The organism is Saccharopolyspora hirsuta (genome assembly GCF_008630535.1).
Lineage (GTDB): Bacteria > Actinomycetota > Actinomycetes > Mycobacteriales > Pseudonocardiaceae > Saccharopolyspora > Saccharopolyspora hirsuta.
On sequence record NZ_VWPH01000003.1, the window covers coordinates 150,874 to 166,267 of the forward strand.

At 68.7% G+C, this 15,394-nt stretch carries 22 protein-coding genes; 4 read left to right on the forward strand and 18 right to left on the reverse strand.

Features of this window, described 5'->3' with window-relative positions; genetic code table 11:
• Positions 1-75 precede the first annotated feature (75 nt).
• From F1721_RS06880 to F1721_RS06940, 16 genes are all read right to left on the reverse strand, one after another.
• Positions 76-1,425 carry a tyrosine-type recombinase/integrase gene (locus tag F1721_RS06880; protein WP_150065717.1) on the reverse strand — a complete coding sequence of 450 codons (1,350 nt, stop codon included), beginning with the start codon at positions 1,423-1,425 and terminating at the stop codon, positions 76-78.
• An 11-nt stretch (positions 1,426-1,436) separates the two neighbouring features.
• Positions 1,437-1,742: a helix-turn-helix domain-containing protein gene (locus F1721_RS06885; protein ID WP_150065718.1), complete on the reverse strand. Its 306-nt coding sequence runs from the start codon at positions 1,740-1,742 to the stop codon at positions 1,437-1,439.
• Entirely contained in the window at positions 1,739-2,995 is a 1,257-nt protein-coding gene (locus F1721_RS06890; protein WP_246154384.1) for a DUF3631 domain-containing protein, read from the reverse strand. The genes F1721_RS06885 and F1721_RS06890 overlap by 4 nt, the downstream gene beginning before the upstream one ends.
• A gap of 29 nt (positions 2,996-3,024) precedes the next feature.
• A complete protein-coding gene (locus F1721_RS06895) occupies positions 3,025-4,080 on the reverse strand; it encodes a bifunctional DNA primase/polymerase (RefSeq protein ID WP_150065720.1) in 1,056 nt (351 codons plus the stop codon).
• 84 nt (positions 4,081-4,164) lie between these two features.
• The gene (locus F1721_RS06900) at positions 4,165-4,425 is read right to left on the reverse strand and encodes a hypothetical protein (protein ID WP_150065721.1); all 261 of its coding nucleotides are present in this window, start codon (positions 4,423-4,425) and stop codon (positions 4,165-4,167) included.
• 143 nt (positions 4,426-4,568) lie between these two features.
• Positions 4,569-6,746, reverse strand: a complete 2,178-nt coding sequence (locus F1721_RS06905; RefSeq protein WP_150065722.1) for an FtsK/SpoIIIE domain-containing protein — start codon at positions 6,744-6,746, stop codon at positions 4,569-4,571.
• On the reverse strand, positions 6,743-7,642 hold the full coding sequence (locus F1721_RS06910) for an ABC transporter permease (RefSeq protein WP_150065723.1): 900 nt from the start codon (positions 7,640-7,642) through the stop codon (positions 6,743-6,745). The genes F1721_RS06905 and F1721_RS06910 overlap by 4 nt, the downstream gene beginning before the upstream one ends.
• Positions 7,639-7,926, reverse strand: coding sequence for a hypothetical protein (locus F1721_RS06915; RefSeq protein ID WP_150065724.1), 288 nt, complete (start codon positions 7,924-7,926; stop codon positions 7,639-7,641). The genes F1721_RS06910 and F1721_RS06915 overlap by 4 nt, the downstream gene beginning before the upstream one ends.
• Positions 7,923-8,288 (reverse strand): hypothetical protein, encoded by a 366-nt coding sequence (locus F1721_RS06920; protein ID WP_150065725.1) that lies wholly within the window; start codon positions 8,286-8,288, stop codon positions 7,923-7,925. Before F1721_RS06920 ends, F1721_RS06915 begins: the two co-directional genes overlap by 4 nt.
• Before the next feature lie 87 nt (positions 8,289-8,375).
• Positions 8,376-8,555 carry a hypothetical protein gene (locus F1721_RS06925; protein WP_150065726.1) on the reverse strand — a complete coding sequence of 60 codons (180 nt, stop codon included), beginning with the start codon at positions 8,553-8,555 and terminating at the stop codon, positions 8,376-8,378.
• 18 nt (positions 8,556-8,573) lie between these two features.
• The gene (locus F1721_RS35290; RefSeq protein WP_281288743.1) at positions 8,574-8,708 is read right to left on the reverse strand and encodes a hypothetical protein; all 135 of its coding nucleotides are present in this window, start codon (positions 8,706-8,708) and stop codon (positions 8,574-8,576) included.
• A 17-nt stretch (positions 8,709-8,725) separates the two neighbouring features.
• Positions 8,726-8,887: a hypothetical protein gene (locus F1721_RS34335; protein ID WP_170301385.1), complete on the reverse strand. Its 162-nt coding sequence runs from the start codon at positions 8,885-8,887 to the stop codon at positions 8,726-8,728.
• A 17-nt stretch (positions 8,888-8,904) separates the two neighbouring features.
• Positions 8,905-9,291, reverse strand: a complete 387-nt coding sequence (locus F1721_RS06930; protein WP_211840358.1) for an RRQRL motif-containing zinc-binding protein — start codon at positions 9,289-9,291, stop codon at positions 8,905-8,907.
• Positions 9,292-9,319: 28 nt separating this feature from the next.
• Positions 9,320-10,327: a hypothetical protein gene (locus F1721_RS06935; RefSeq protein ID WP_150065727.1), complete on the reverse strand. Its 1,008-nt coding sequence runs from the start codon at positions 10,325-10,327 to the stop codon at positions 9,320-9,322.
• Between the two features lie 17 nt (positions 10,328-10,344).
• On the reverse strand, positions 10,345-10,521 hold the full coding sequence (locus F1721_RS34340; RefSeq protein WP_170301386.1) for a hypothetical protein: 177 nt from the start codon (positions 10,519-10,521) through the stop codon (positions 10,345-10,347).
• Entirely contained in the window at positions 10,521-10,805 is a 285-nt protein-coding gene (locus tag F1721_RS06940) for a hypothetical protein (protein WP_150065728.1), read from the reverse strand. The genes F1721_RS34340 and F1721_RS06940 overlap by 1 nt, the downstream gene beginning before the upstream one ends.
• Before the next feature lie 169 nt (positions 10,806-10,974).
• Here F1721_RS06940 and F1721_RS06945 point away from each other — a divergent pair, with 169 nt between their 5' ends.
• Positions 10,975-11,754 (forward strand): GntR family transcriptional regulator, encoded by a 780-nt coding sequence (locus tag F1721_RS06945; protein WP_246154386.1) that lies wholly within the window; start codon positions 10,975-10,977, stop codon positions 11,752-11,754.
• 35 nt (positions 11,755-11,789) lie between these two features.
• Positions 11,790-12,614, forward strand: coding sequence for a glycosyltransferase family 2 protein (locus tag F1721_RS06950; protein WP_150065729.1), 825 nt, complete (start codon positions 11,790-11,792; stop codon positions 12,612-12,614).
• On the opposite strand, the gene F1721_RS06955 is transcribed toward F1721_RS06950, so the two are convergent.
• Positions 12,599-13,123 (reverse strand): hypothetical protein, encoded by a 525-nt coding sequence (locus F1721_RS06955; RefSeq protein WP_246154391.1) that lies wholly within the window; start codon positions 13,121-13,123, stop codon positions 12,599-12,601. The genes F1721_RS06950 and F1721_RS06955 overlap by 16 nt on opposite strands.
• Positions 13,124-13,553: 430 nt before the next feature.
• On the opposite strand from F1721_RS06955, the gene F1721_RS06960 reads away from it, so the two are divergent.
• On the forward strand, positions 13,554-13,808 hold the full coding sequence (locus tag F1721_RS06960) for a GntR family transcriptional regulator (RefSeq protein WP_150065730.1): 255 nt from the start codon (positions 13,554-13,556) through the stop codon (positions 13,806-13,808).
• A gap of 37 nt (positions 13,809-13,845) precedes the next feature.
• Complete coding sequence (locus tag F1721_RS06965) at positions 13,846-14,193, forward strand: hypothetical protein (protein WP_150065731.1); 348 nt, start codon at positions 13,846-13,848, stop codon at positions 14,191-14,193.
• A gap of 546 nt (positions 14,194-14,739) precedes the next feature.
• On the opposite strand, the gene F1721_RS06970 is transcribed toward F1721_RS06965, so the two are convergent.
• A complete protein-coding gene (locus F1721_RS06970) occupies positions 14,740-15,324 on the reverse strand; it encodes a dihydrofolate reductase family protein (protein ID WP_150065732.1) in 585 nt (194 codons plus the stop codon).
• Between the last annotated feature and the right edge of the window lie 70 nt (positions 15,325-15,394).

The following is a 15,394-nucleotide window of genomic DNA, read 5'->3' on the forward strand; positions in this document are numbered from 1 at the left end:
TGTGACCAGCAGAAACAGAGCCCGGCGGGGATCTTCCCTCACCGGGCTCTGTCGCGCCTGGTCTCAGTTTTGGTCTCAGTTGGTGTTGTTTCCGGGCTCTGGTGGTTGGTTCTCCGCCGCCGCGAACAGCGCCCGGAGCACCGGTTGGTAGTGCTCGGGCAGATGCCGCGAAAGCTCCAGGATGACCTCGGTGCTGTCGAGCGGCTTCTCCTCCTCCGGCTCCGGCCACAGCGTCGCCCCGACCTTGTCGGCGACCGAGCCGAGAACGGTCCCGTTGACGTGCATGTACCGCTTGGTCATCGACGGGTTGGACCACCCCATCACGTGTTCCGCGGCGCGCTGAGTGACTCCGAGCTCCAGCAGCACCGTGGCGGCGGTGTGCCGGGCGTCATGCAGCCGAGCGTCACGCACACCCGCCGCGGCCAGCAGCTCCTTCCAGCGTTTGAGGTCGGTCCGGTGGTTGAGCGGCTTCCCGAGCTCGTCGGTGAACAGCCACTCGCCCTCGTGCCAGAGGCTTCCCGCCCGCTCCCGCTCGGCCGCTTGCTCCGCGGCGTGCAGTTTGAGCTGGTCCAGCAACGGGTCCGGGAGCCCGATCGGCCGCTTGCCCGCGCGGGACTTCGGCGTCTTCGTCTCCGCCCGGAGGTTGACCCGCTGCGGGCAGTGGCCGGCGTGTTTGCGGCCGCAGGTGTCGCCGCAGCCGTGCGCCCACTTCGGCCGGGCCCGCTGGATGTTGACCCGCAGCGTGCCCTCTTCGAAGTCGATGTCGGACCACCGCAACCCGAGCACCTCTCCCTGCCTCAGCCCCAAAGAGATCGCGATGATCCATCGGCAGGCATTGCGCTTCTTCAGCGCGACGTTGAACAGCTTGGAGATCTCCTCCCGCGAAAACGGCTCGATCTCCCGGTCTTCCACCTTCGGGGGCTTGGCGAGCAGAGCGGGGTTCTTCGCGAGCTTCTCTCGCGCCACTGCCACGTTCAGCGCCGTTCGGATCGTCCGATGCACCTGGTGCACGGTGGCGGCTGAGGCACCTTCCTCCTGCATCTTGCGATACATCGCCTCCAGATGCTCGGGCCGGAACTGGGGCGACAGCTTGTGCGCCCCGACGTACCTGCGGATGTGCTTCACCGCGTAGAAGTAGGCGTCCCACCCGTTATCGCTCGTCGTCGCGGTCACGATGTTGTTCAGCCAGTGGTCCATCCACTCGGCAACGGTCCACTTCTCGCCGGGCTTGGTGACGTTCCCCGAGTCACGCGCCTTCTCCAGCTCGCGGACCTTGCGGGTTACCTCCGCTCGCGTCTTTCCTCGGACATGTCGGCGGTCGGGCTTGCCGTCGTCGCGGACTCCCATGCTCACTCGCCCATGCCAACCGTCTGCCGCTTGGTAGATGGAAGACCGGCCGTTGGCGTTCCGTGTTCGCTTCGCCATTGGTGCCTCCTTCAGGCAGCTCGCTCGCTGATCTGTTGGCTGATGAGCCGCTCCGCGTAGGAGTCGATGGCCGCACGTGGGACGCGCCGAAGGCGACCGATCCGGACGGATTCGATCTCGCCCGAGGACACCAGCTCGTAGGTCTTCGTCCGGCCGATCCCGAGGTACTGGGCGGCTTCCTCGACGGTGAGCAACGTCCGGTTCGGCAGCGCCCGGGTCTCCGGTTCCGCCTCAACCTTCTCGGGGGTCTGCTCCTCGGCGAGCAGGGCCGCGAGCGCAGCGAGGGCGGCGGCGAGCTGGGTGGCGTTCGCGGTCATGCGACCCCCTTCGTGTTGGTGGCAGGCGGGGTAGCCGTCCCAGCCGTCCCATCCGTCCCGACGCAGGTCAGGGCGGGACGGCTGGAGTTGACGGGACGGCCGTTGCCGTCCCAGAGGGCCAAGCCGTCCCGCTGTGACGTGGGCGGGGACGCTTGGGACGGCTGGGACGACTCCCCCGGCTGAGTGGGGCAGTAGCGGGTCCAGGCGTCGTGGAAGTCGGAAGCGCGGTAGCCCTTGGCCTGGGTGCCGTCGGGGAACCGAACGTTGGCCGACTTGATCTCGAACTCGGACAGGAGGCTGGCGAGCTTCGCCGCGGTGAGCCCAGTCTTTCCGTAGCTGGACCAGGGCGCTTCGGGGTCGGCGTTGAGCTGGCGCAGCAGCTCGGCTGTCGAGATGGCCGTCTGGTCTCCGAACGTGGTGCGGCAGTCAACGAGCAGCCTGGTCCGCAGCGAGCCCTGGTCGTTGCCCGCGGCCTCGGCCAGCAGGTCAACCGCGGCGTTCCGAGCCCGTTCCGGCCAGTCCCCGCCAGCGTGGTCGGCGACGATGACCAGCGGTTCCCACGTGTCGGCGGCCCGGTCCTCGACCGGCATGGCCGGTTCGGCGGCTTCGAGCTGGGCGAGGTCGGCGCGCAGCCAGCGTTCGAGCCGCTGCGCGATGCTGGCCAGCACGGGCCGGTCGCGCCGGTAGCGGTAGGGCGAGACGGTTTCGCCGGGGGCGCGGCGACGCATGCGGATGATGACGGCGCGGTCCTCGATGGTGTCGGGCATCGCCCCGATCCCGGCGAGGGCGGCCATGGCGAAGGTGGGGATGGACTCGACCCGGTTGGCGGCGGCGTCGTAGCGCTTGGCGGGCCGGTTCCGCTGGTGCCCGGCGTTGAGCAGGCCGCGCAGGTCCTCGTTGCTGCCAGCGTCGGGGCCGAAGATGGTGTCGGCCTCGTCTACCAGCATGGTCGGCGGATCGTCGCTGATCGACCGGTACACCGCCGATGGCGAGGCGTTGACGGTGATGAACGGCTCGTGGCAGGTCGCCTCGACCACGTCGAGCAGGCGGGACTTTCCGCACCGCTTCTCCGGGGCGCGGATGACCAGCCGGGGCGCGTGAGCCCAAGCGGGCTGCGCGTGGGTGGCGGCGATCCACAACGTGACCGCGTCGACGGCCTGCGGGCTGGGCAGGATGACGTAGCGGGTCAGCGCGGAGTGGAGTTCGTTGAGCAGGGCCGCGCCCTGGTGGGCGTCGGCGGGCTGTGGCGTCACGGTGGTTCCTCCAGTGCTGGGGTGGGCGGTCATGCAGCGGTGAAGCCGTGCAGGGAGTCGGGACCGTCGTTCGCGCCGCGCTGCCAACCGCGGGCGGCATTGCGGCGCGCTGCGGCTTCTTCGACCGGCTTGCCGGTGCGCTGGCGTCGACGGATCGCGGCAGCCACCAGGGCGTCGATGACGTCGTGCTCGCTCCACGGGGCAGCGTCGTGGGCCGCGAGGTTGGCCAGTCGGCGCGCGGAGTTGTAGACGATGCGCCAGCGCTCGCCGTCGAGGGTCTCGACCTTGGCCAGCTCGCCGTCCCAGATCCGTTGCCAGTAGCCGGGGGCGTGGTTGCCGGGCTGGACGCCCCCGAGGTTGGGAGCTTTCGCTTGGGCGAGCGGCCGAGGGGCCGGGGCGACCCGGTGTCGCAGCCACTTCGGCAGCGGTGCGATGTCGGTGGTGGTCGACACCCGGACATATGCGCCGAAGGTGTCTTCTGGAGGCGCGGTGATCTCGCAGCTGGGCGCGACGACGTAGCCGCCTTCAGCACGGATGTCGACCTGATGACCGACGCGGCCGGTGGCGTCACTGGACACTCGCGCCTCGTCGGCGCGGAAGTACAGGTGTCGCCCCTCGCTCGGGGTAGCGATCGTCAAGGTGTCCGGCCACTGCTCGCCGTCGGCCGCTGCGATCGCACGCAGGGCTTCCATCCCGTCCGCGACCAGCTCGGGCACGTCGGATGCGGCCGGTGCCGGGAGCTTGGGCTTGCGGTCGAGGTCGAGCACGACCAGCCCGGACGGGCCGGTGGCGATGCCGACGTTGGCACGCGGAGTTCGCGCCCACCAGCGCCGGATCACTGCGGGCTCGGTGGTCGCGGCCAGCAGGCCGTGGCAGGGCCGGTCGGCGGTCAGGCATCCGCACTCGGCCGGGGTGCACTCGTCGGCCTTGCAGCGCGCGCAGTTCCCGAACGGGCGCTTGGAGTACGGCCGCAGCGGGAAGACGTAAAGGTCGTGGCTGGCCAGCCACGTGGCGACGTGCAGCGGGGTCGTCGCGCGGGCACTACCGCTGCGGTGGTCGTCGCAAGCGCGAGGTTCTGCGATCATGGTTCGGCGCTCCTCGTGGGTGCGGCGGCCTCGTTCAGAGCTCGGGCAGAGACGGCTGAACGGGGCCGTGCTCTTTTTCAGGGATCAGCTGCGGCGGTTGCGCCGGTTGGCGCGGTAGAGGCGGTTAAGGGAGTTCCACGCCTTGCGCCCGGCCCGTAAGCGGAGCCCGCTGGCTTCGCACGGAGGGCACAGCCGGATACCTCGCCCCAGCCGGGAGGTGATCCGGCCGCTTCCCTTGCAGACGCGGCAGGCCTTGAAGGGCCAGATCAGGCACATCAATCCGTAACTGACCGTGATCAGCAGGATGAAGGGCCAGCCCTTCACTAGGAGGTCGAACAGGGGCACCGATTCCTCTCCTTCCACTGTTTTTGGACGTGTTGAGCCAGACGCCTCTAGGAACTAGGGCGCTGGTGGGAAAAGGGATGGGTGTCTAGCTGGGCCTCTAGACCTAGAGGGGCTGGGGTCTAGGCCTAGAGGCCGTTCGTGGGCTAGCTCGCTTCCCGCTCACTGTCACGCTCCGTGACAGTCTTGGCGATGTCGGCGCGGACGATGCCGATCCGGTTCGCGCCCTTGCCGTCGTCGGTGGTTCCCCAGACCTGCCCGGTGCGGATGCCGTGCCGCTTGAGCGCGGCAGTCAGGTCGGCGGCTTCCCGGTACGTCTCGTAGACATCGGGGCGGAGCTCGTAGAGCCGGGCGATGACGCGCTCGTTCCAGACCTTCTTCTCGGTCTCGGGCACCACGGCCAGGATGTCCTCCAGCAGCGTGTCCCGGCGCGTGCTCTCCTCGACTTGCAGGGCTTCGCCGATGGCGTGCCCGGAGAGGGTCCCCGCCTTCTCACGCAGGGCACGGGCGTAGGCGGCGACCTTCTCCGAGGCCGGGCCGTCGAGCCCGGCGACGGTGCGCACGATCTGCGCGTCGGAGCCCTCACCGACCAGGTAGCCGATGCCCTTGTCCGCCCACGCGAACGTGGTTGCCCGCACGCCCTGCTTGTACTTCGAGGTGCCCAGCACCATGTCGTTTTCGGTCTGGCCCTGCACCTTCAGGCAGAACCGGGTGGAGACGTTCGCCGAGATGCCGGTCGGCAGGCTCTTGGCGTCCGGGCGCTGGGTGGCCAGGATCAGGATGATCCCTAGCGCCGGACCGCGCTTGACCAGGTCAGTGCAGATCCCGGCCAGCTCCTCGCCGTACTCCTCGTGCTCGAACCACACCTGGCATTCGTCCACGCCGATGACGATCGGGTGCAGCTTCAGGGACTTCTTGCTGGCCAGGTCCGGGGTGACCTTGTTCTCCGGGGCCATGCCCTGCTTGGCCAGGTCCCGGATGAGCTTGGCCCGGCGGCGCAGCTCCTCGCGGAGTCCGCGCAGGTCAGCCACGCCCTTTTCGATCTCGTCCTCGTCGTCGCCGACCCCGTGGACGTGGGTGACCTTCTCCAGCGGGTCGAGGTCGCCGGTGCCCTTGAGGTCGTAGGTGTGCAGCTCGGCGCGCGGGTCCAGGGCGGCGATGAGCAGCAGCTCACGCAGCGCGAAGGTCTTGCCCATGCGCGGGATCGCGCCGATGGCGACGCTGGTGAACATCAGCCGCAGGTCGACCCACCGGCCGCGCTGGTCGGTGCCGAAGGGCTGGGGCTGGAACAGGTCGACCTGCTTGCCGCTGCGCAGGGCCCATGCGGGCTGCTTCGCCTTGCGCATGTCCTGGTCACCGACCCACAGCACCATCCGACCGGCGTGCTCGGAGTTGTCGGCCTCCGGCCACACACACCCCAGCGGGCGGCGCAGGCCGGACGCGAGCTTCTCGCGGCGGTCCATGATGTCCCCGGCCGTCACCCCGTACGGCAGATCAACGTCAGCCCGCCAGCCCTTGCCGTCCCGGCTGATCGGCTTGGGGAACCCGATCCCTTCCCCGCCCTTGCCTACAGCCTGGTTGATCTGCGAGATCCCCAGCGAGGACAGGGCACGAGTCACCGCGTCGCTGGTCAGCTTGGGCACCTTGGTGGCCTCAACCGCCCGGCTGGCGATCGGCTTGTCCGCGGGAGCTCCCAACCAGCCCAACGCGCCGACGGCACCGGCAACGATCGACCACTGCACGATCTCGGGCAGCATGGCCCGGCCAACCAGGAACGCAGTGATTCCGGCTGCCCCGAGCCCGATTGCCATCACGGCGCGGGTGCGGACCCGGTGGTCACGCTGAATCGACAGCTTCAGGTACTCGCTGGCGTCCTCGCGGCGGGCCGACGCACCGCGGACCGGACGCCCTTCCGCGTCGGTCAGCCACGCCACCAGCCCGCCGATCAGGCGCAGCGAGCCCTGCGGAACCCGGGCAAGGACCCGAGCGATGTAGACCGGGCAGCGCACCGCGTGGAACGCGATGGTGTGCCCGGCGTAGCCCAGTGCCCACCGTGCGGTGTCGCGGAACTCCTGGGTGCTCTTCGCCCACGCGGGCAGGATCGGCTGCCGCTTCTCGGAGCGCACCAGCTCGGTACCCGGCTGCCGCTTCTCCGGCTGGTCGACCTGCGTCGGCTCCACCAGCTCGCCTTCGAGAACCTCGCCGGACTCGGCGTCGGTTCCGTCGAGGCGCTGGGAGGGGAAGTGCAACACCCGCGCTTCCTCGCTGGTCACGGTCTCGGCGCTCTGCTCGCTGGGGCGCTGGTCATCGGTGCGCTCGGTCATCGCGCCACCTCCAAGCGGTCGTCCTTGATCAGGTGAGCAAGCGCGGCCCCCATGCCCAGCACTGCAACGGGCAGGCAGGCGACCAGCGCGGTGATCGGCCACGGCGCGGCGTCCATGCCAGCGGCCTTCATCAAGTGGTAAGCGATCTGCCCCAGGGCCCCCAGCAGCAGAGACCCGAGAGCGGACCACTTGGCGAACCGCCGAGCTCGGGCCGGGACCTGCCCGGACATCCACACCCTCAGGGCGTAGGCTGCGTAGGTCTCCATCCCGATCGGCAGGGTGATCGCGGTGTTGAGGGCGAACCCGTCGGCGATCCCGGGCAGCGGGTGCACGATCCCGAAACCGGTAAGCCCACCCAGGCCTACCCAGCCGGACCAGATCGCCACGAACGCGGGCAGCGACAGCAGCAGCACCGGCCACGCCGACAGCGGCTTACCCAACCGGCTTGCGCGGGTGGGCTCAGCCGGGTCCGAAACCGCCGTGACCGGCTCGGACTCCGCCTTGCGTGTCTGCGGGGTCTCAGCGGCCGCAGCCGGGCTCGGCTCCGGTGCCGACTCGGCCACATCGGGACCGGCCACCGCCTCGGCACCCGCGCCAGAGGTGGTGTCGCCGGGGTGACCATCCCCGGGTTCGTCGCGGGTGGTCTCGGACTCCGTACCCACCTGGGCGGGGATGGACTCGGTGACCAGGTGCAGCCGGGTCGGCGAGTCGGGCGCGGACTCCTGCCGTTCGGCGTTGAGCTGGTCGAGGATCGCGCGGGCCTTCGTCGCGCCGATCCGCAGCTCGTTCATGAGCTTGTTGCGGCCCGGCACCCGGCCGAGGTCGGCGGCGAGCTGGCGGGCACGGGGCAGCAGTTCCTCCACCGGCACCGGGTACGCACTCTTCGCGGTCGTCATCGGCCGCTCACCCCCAGACGCAGCCGCGGGGCTGGGGCGATCTCGCCGAGACGATCGGCACCGGCCCACACCCGGCGCAGCACCACGACCGCGCCGAAGAGCACCAGCCCGGCCGTGCGGGCTGCCCCGGACACCACTGCCAGCAGCACCAGCACCACCGCGGGCAGGACGGTGGTCACCGCGAACCGACCAACCACAATCAGCGTGAACAACGTCAGCGGCAGGACCACCAAGGCCAGGAACTCGACCAGCCGGAACCCGGCCCCGAGCAGCGCGGTTTTCATCGCGTACCTCCGTCGTACTGGTCGTGCTGGTGGGTGGTACGCACCTCGCGGCAGCGGCGGCAGACCTTCGCGCGCTCCCCACAGCCGCCGGAGAGGTAGCCGTCTACGCACATGCACTGGTGTTCCTCGCCCCAGCGATGTCCCACGTAGGCGCAGATCAGGCGGGGATGGCAGGCGGAGCAGTACAGCTCCAGCGTGGGCAGCACCTCCCACGCACCGGCCCCGTCCGGGCCGCCCTCGGAGGTGACCGCTTCCAGCGCGTCCCCCTCGTCGAAAAAGTGCACGATCACGCCCGCCGCATCGCTGGCCGTGGTCCCGCAGCTGTCACACACGGCGACGGCGTACGGGTGCTTCCGTAACATCAGGGATCTCCTAGCGGTCGAAAGGTGGTTGGGAGACCCGGCCCAGCAGGTGTTCTTGGCGGAATGTGCTGCTGGGCCGGGGCGCGACTACTTCCCCGCGGCCTTCTTCGCGGCCTGGCAGGCCGGGCACTTCGGCGAGGCCGCCCCGAGGTACCAGTACTCGGACAGGGTCTTGCGGGTTTCGGCCTTCAGGCCGCACCAGAAGATGACCGTCCCGCTCCACAGGGACGTCTTCTTCGTCTCGTGCCACATGTCGTCGCTGGCCATGTCTCCGCCTCCCCTGTCTCAGTCCTCGCCCAGCAGGCCGCAGGTGTCGCAGCCGCAGCACGGGCACCCGCCCTGGTCCTGGCACTCCGGGCACGCGGCCGTCGCGTCGAGGACCTCGCCCTCGATGACCGGCCCCACCAACTCATTGCCCATGACGTCTCCAGCCGGACTCAGCGCCGCCACCACGGCACGTTCTCGGCGGCCCGGGCGACGCGGTCGTTGGCGGCCAGGTACTCGTCGGTCTCCGTGCGGTCGCGGCGGCTGACCTTCTCCAGCTCGGCCTGCGCGGTCTTGTACTCGTCGACGGCCTGCTTCTTGCTGTTCCAACCCATCTCGGTGTCCTTCCTCCTCAGGCGGCTTGCGCCGCGGTGGTGGTGCAGTTCCAGCAGATTCGCGGGCGGGGCAGGCAGTACCCGGCGTCGCTCCCGCATCGGGTGCAGCGGCGGCGGGCAGCCATCGCCGCGGCCAGGGCCCGGCGCTGCGCCAGCGTCGGGACCCGCTTCGGCTTGGCCTGGTTCACGTCGTAAAGCCCGGCCCACGCCTTGCCGCGGCGCCAGACGAGCTGGGCGACGATGCCGTGCCCGCCCGGGCACAGCCCCGCGGCCCGCAGCTGGCGGCGGGTCGCCAGCCCCTTCGGGGCCAGGCCGAACGGGAAGGTCGGCAGCCCGTTCGCGATCCAGCCGAACTCACGGCGGCCGTCGGGCAGCTCGACCAGCTCCAGCTTGCGCCTGCTCATCGCCAAGACCTCCACAGTGGCCAGTCGGTCAGAGCCGGTTGCCGTACTGCTCGATCTCCGAGACCGCCGCGTAAACCAACTGGTGCAGCTCGCTGACACGCTGCCCTTCCTCGGACAGGTCCCGGAACGCGGCGATGGCCTGCAGCACCTCGGACTGCTGGGACTGGCCGAGCGTGGTGTAGAGGTGCCCGGCGATCTCGCCAGCCCACTGCTGGACCTGGGCCAGCGCGGCGTAGATCTGCTCGGTCTTGGTCTTGGTGTTGGCGAGCGCGGCCTGGATCTCCTCGATACCGGCCATGGCAGAACCTCCCGTGTGCGTGGTGGTGGTTGGGGTGCTGGGTGCCGTCGGACGCGAGGCCTGGGTGGCGGTGACGATGCGCCGGACTTCGGTGCCGTTGAGTCGGCTGCGGGTGAGCAGCTGCTGGGCAACGGCGGTGATGTGGGGCCAGCGCTGGGCGATCCGGGCGTCGGCAGTGCGGTTGGCGCTGTCCATCGCCTCCCGCATCGACACGCGCCTGCCGCGGTCGTTTTCGAGGTTGATCACGTCCCCGAAACCGCCGTAGGCGACGTCGATGCGGTTGGCGTGGGTGTCCCACCCCCGCTCTGCCAGCCACCGCAGGTTGGCGCGCATTCCCGCGACGATGTAGGCGTGGTAGTCGTCGGTGGCGACGCGCTTCCCCTCCATGTCCCAGCGGGTCATGCCACCGGACGACAACGACGTGCCGTGGACGCTGGTGTCTTGATGCCCCAGCAACACCTCATCCAGGACGAAACCCGCGTCGGTGCCGACGACGGCGTGCGCGGCCTCGTGCACCGCGAAGTACTCCCGCCGGTCCTTCTCCGGCATCCACTTCAGCGGCTGCTCAAGAACCAGCTTCGGCGTGCCGTACTGCTCAACCGCGGCGTGAATCCGTGCAAGACACCCGCCACAACGGCTGAAGTCGGCGTTCACCAGGTGCTCGAACCGCTTGCCCCACCCCTCGCTGAGGATCGAGGCAGTGCAATCAGCACACAGAACCTCGGCGTACCGCAGCACCTTCTCGTCCGACCCCATCACGCCGCGCCTCCGGAAAGGACGGTCATGAACTCGATGGCCTTGCCCGCTCCGGCGCGGATGAAGGACGCGGACTCGCTGGGCCAACGCACGACGATGAAGATCAGGGCGGCGACCATCAGGAACGCCTTGAACGACCCCTTGCCGGGGTGCGCGAGAACGGGCTGACGTGCCATCACGCGGCCTCGCCATCGGTCGCCGGGAACGAGATGTAGGAGGTCTTCGCGGGCGGCAGGGCGCGGAGAACCCGCCGCTCGGTGCGCCGGTTGCGGCGCTTCTCGGCGATGTCGGTGGCCAGCGACGACGGCTGGCGCAGGGCCGCCTCGTCGAACTCGGAGTAGGCCTCGCTGATCAGGATGTTGATCGCGGTCTCGTTCAGCCCATCCGGCGCGTTGTACGACTCGACCGGGGCCTCGTCCAGCCACTTGGCGATCGAGCGGGGGACCGATCCGTACCTCATGACGCTCCCAACTTCGCGGGTCTGCAGGTTTGAGGGTTTGACCTCAAACTTTCGATGTTGAGCACGTTAACCCGGCCGCGAACCAAGCGCAAGGGGGTTTGCCTGCAAACCTTCAAACCGGCGTACTATGCGACGCATGGAACCTCGACCGACCGCCGTCGCAGCGCCGATGCAGCTGCGCATTGCGGACGACATCCGAATGCAGATTGAGCGGGGCGAGCTGACACCAGGCGACCCGCTACCGACGTTGCACGAGCTGGCCGCCCAGTGGGGGTGCTCCCTCAACTCTGCGCGGTCGGCAATTTCCCTGCTCAAGCAGCAGGGGCTGATCACCGGAGGCCGCGGGAAAGCACCGGTCGTGCGCACCCAGCCCCGCCAGGTTGTCCGGTCTTCGAACCGCCACCAGGTCGAGAAGGACCTCGTTCTGGCGGGCGAGGACGAGCGGGGGCAGAACGGCGTTGCTGAGAACGACCTCGGGGTGCCGCTCGACGACCTGAAGTTCACGGCCACCCACGAGGTCATCAGCGCTGACGCCGACCTCGCGGAAGGCTTCGGCATCGAGCCGGGTGCCGACGTGCTTCGCCGCGTGTTCGAACTGGCCGACCCGAAATCAGGTCACCTCGAAGCGTGGAGCGTCTCGTACATCCCGTACGACCTGGTCAGCGCCGCGCCGGAGATCTTCGAATCGACCAAGCCTCACCCCGGCGGCACGCAGCACCAGCTCTACGCGGCCGCCGGGATCGAGCTCGCCCGCATCGATGACGAGGTCACGTCGGCGATGCCCACTACTGTCACTGCGCAGCAGTGGGGCATGGACCCGGGCATCCCGATGATCCGCGTCCGTCGAATCTCCATCGACACGCAGGGCCGGACCGTCGAGATCTCCGACGCCGACTTCCCCGCCGATCGAACCAAGCTGCACTTCTCAACACCGCTGACCTTGTGGTGACCCCCGCCCCGAACCGCGCAGGAAACGGAGACCTCATGCCCCGGATCTCGATCGTTACGGCAGCGTACGGACCCACCGCGACCTACTTGGGCGAGACGATCGACAGCGTCAAGGCCCAAGCGCTCCCCCCCGGTTGGGAGCTCGAATGGGTCGTCCAGGAAGACGGGGATGCCCCCTCCTTGGCCGCGCAGTTCGACGGGCTCGACTTCGCCCGCTACGAGGCCAACGAAGCACAGCTGGGCCTCGCGGTTACCCGCAACCTCGCGCTGTCGCGGGTAACCGGTGACCTGGTGCAGATCCTTGACCACGACGACATCCTGCTGCCAGATGCCTTGACGGCCCTGATTCCGCGGTTCGCCAACCCGGCCATCCACTGGGCAATCGGGCAGGCTGACGACCTGATGCCGGACGGAAGCCGCGCCTCGTTCGCGTCCATGCTCGACCACGGCGTCGTTCCGGCTGGCCGCGTCAACGAGTGGGCTGCCGACAACGGCGGCAACTGGCCGATTCACTGCGCCGGGCTGATGATGCGCGCCGCGACACTCCGCGCTCTTGGCGGCTGGGCCGCCTCCCCGGCAGATGACGACCTGGTGATGTTCGCGGCGCTGTCCGAAGTGGTCGACGGTTACAACGACCCTGCCCTGACCTGGCTTTATCGGCAGCACCCCAACCAGACCCACAAGACGCAGTCCTGGAAGACGTGGGGCAACGCTGGTCGGCGGATCGCCCTGCAGCGCGCAGCCGCGGTCCGTGCCGCTGGGATCTTCGCGGCAGAGCCGGTCGCGCCCGTCGACGGGGCCGCCGTCGAAGCGGTCGAGGTCGGCCAGCTCATCCCGAAGGAGAACTACCCGGGCCGCTGATCACGGCCAGAAGGGCCGCCATGGTGTGCACCATGGCGGCCCTTCGCGTTCCGTGCGCAATCCGGCGTCGCCTCGTGCCCTGGGAGCGGCAAACCGTTGTCGTCGACGCTCCGCTCTCGCTCCTTCATCTCCGCCTCGAAAACGTGTCGCCGACCTTGTAGCAGCAGGTCGCGGGCTCGCTGTTCGTGTTCGCGGAAGCAGCGCCAGTAACCGTCGTCGAATTCCTCGACGACCTGGAACGTCCACCGCCCGGCGATGACGTTGCGGCCGACGAGCTCGCACTTGATCGTGTCGGCCAGCTCGCCTTGGCCGCAGTCCTTCAGGGCCGCCACAGCTGCGGAGAGGGCCGCGGCACCGGAACCGATCAGCTGGTGGAACTCGTAGAGGTGCCCACGTGCTCGCTCGATGGTTTCCAGTGCCTCGGTGAGCTTGCCAACCGCAGCCACCGTCGCGTCGTCAACGCCTTCCGGGCGCTGGTGCTCGAGTGCTGGCCGATCCGCGACGTCCATGCGGCCATGGTGAGCTCGCGTGGCGCGCTTAGCCTGTTGAGCCTCCCGCCTGGCCTATACCGAGGTATGGGCCAGCGCCTCTCAGGGCCGCTACGGCGATCTGAGAGCGCCTTGAAATCGCTTCTAAGGCGCGCGGGTGTCGTCGGGTGCCGAAGCTGCGTCTAGAGCTGTTTCCCCTGGCATAGGCGTCGCCAGCAAGTCAACGAGTGCCTCCAGCCTTCGCGCGAGCCGGGCTCGCTGCTCCTGCGTGACCTCGCCGCGGGGCAGCGCGAAAGCAACTTCGTCCAGTTCCCACTGGGCAGCGCGAAGCACGACGGCCAGGCGCGCGTTCTCGGACATGCCAAGCAGGGTAGACGACTATGTACGTCTCTAGACATCTCTAGTCGTAGAGGTTCATCCGTACAGGTCAGCGGGTATCCAGGCTGGGGTCATGTCCTGGAATGACCGGTCCGACCGCATCAACCACGACGGCCCGACCACCGTATGGCGGCAAGTTGCCGACGACATCACGGCCGACATCGAGTCGGGCGAGCTGTCGCCGGGCTCCCGCTTGCCGAGCGAGGCTGAGCTTGCCGAGTTGTACGGGGTCGCTCGCGGAACCATTCGGCGAGCGGTGGTGGCGTTGGTCGAATCTGACGCGGTGACTGTGGTGCATGGTCGCGGTACGTTCGTGGCTGCTAAGTAGGCCTGGCATGGGCGGGGCGAGCAGCGAGGACTGAAGCATGCTTGAGACCGGAAGCAGCGAGGACGCGATTCGCAGCAGCAATCCTGACAGCGTCGAGGGAATCGTGCTGCGACTCGCAGCATTCGGCATACAGGTCAGCGAACCGCAGCAGGCTGCGTTCTCAGGGCTGTCCTTTGACCAGGCGCTCCGCTTGGTCGAAGTTGGTGAGCTTTTCCAGATCAGAGACTGCCTGCACGACCTGCGCGTAAACACCGAGAACGTAGATGAGCACTTGGCGAACGTCGCCAGCAACACGTCCAACCTCAACACGATGACCCAGCACCTGGGGGCCGTCGTAAGCGAGCTCGAATCCAAGTCCGCTCAGCCGGAACAGGGCTCCCTGTAGCCCACAGGTGCGACGACCTTCGCTGCCTGGGGCCGACTTCAGCTGCGCGACTTTCTCGGTCTCAGTTCTGGTCTCATTCGCCTTCGTCCGCGACCGTTCAGCGGTGTCCGCGAGAGCCTCCGACCGACCCATACGGACAGAACGAACCGCACAAAACGGAAGATCGCAGACCTTGAAAGCGAGCGTCGCGAGAGCGACCGGGGGTTCGAATCCCCCCGCTTCCGCTTAGCTGACCAGCACGCACAGGTCCCGGCGGGGATCTCCCCCTTCGGGCCCTGTGCCCTGCGAGTCGCGTTCACCTTGGCCATTGACCGCTTCTTCTGCATCGTGGCCGGTGGCGGGGAGCGCAACCCCCTTCGCGGGCTCACGTGCAGCACTTACGCGTTGACCTCCTGCGATGTGCTGGAGGCGCTCGCTTGGTGTAGCGAGAACCAGGCGACCCCCGGTTGTTTCGTGCTCCACGCCGCTTCCTGGACCAACCACGGCTACCTCAGCATGCCGCCATGGTGCCGGGCTCCGGAGCCGCGGAGGGGTATCCGCCGGGTGTCAGCGGCGGACCGGGTAGGTGAGGTGGAGGGCTCGGCGGCCTTGGATCACGGTGGGGTCTTCGAGGAGGAGGTGCCCCCGGTCGAGCTTGGTGAAGTGGGGGACGCCTTCGCCGAACAGGACCGGTACGAGGCTGACGCGGACCTCGTCGACCAGGTCGAGGTCGAGGGCCTGCTGGATGATGTTGGCGCTGGCGATCGTGATGTCCTTGCCGCCAGCGATCTTCCGCGCCTCGGCGATCGCCGCCTCGACTCCGCTCGCGAAGGTCGTCCTCGGCCACCGCTCGGCGTCGGCCGGGGTGTTGTGGGTGACCACGACGACCGGGGCGCCGCACGGGTGCGCGTCGTTCCAGCCGTGCGCGATGTCGAACAGCCGTCGGCCCGCGACGAGCGCTCCGACGTTGCCGGTCAGGTCTCGCAGCGCCTCCGCGCTGGCCTCGTCGACCTGGAACGCGATGTCCTCGTTGCCGCTCGGCACGGACACCTCACCGGCGCCGTACCAGTCGAAGAGCTCGGCGAAGTGGTCGTCGGGGTCGGCCACGTAGCCGTCCAGGGACATCGTCACGTGCGTGAAGACCTTGCCCATCGTGGTGCTCCTCAGGTAGCGGGTTACCACCTGTCCAGACCAGGCAGGCCGGTATTTCTCATCGGCGGCC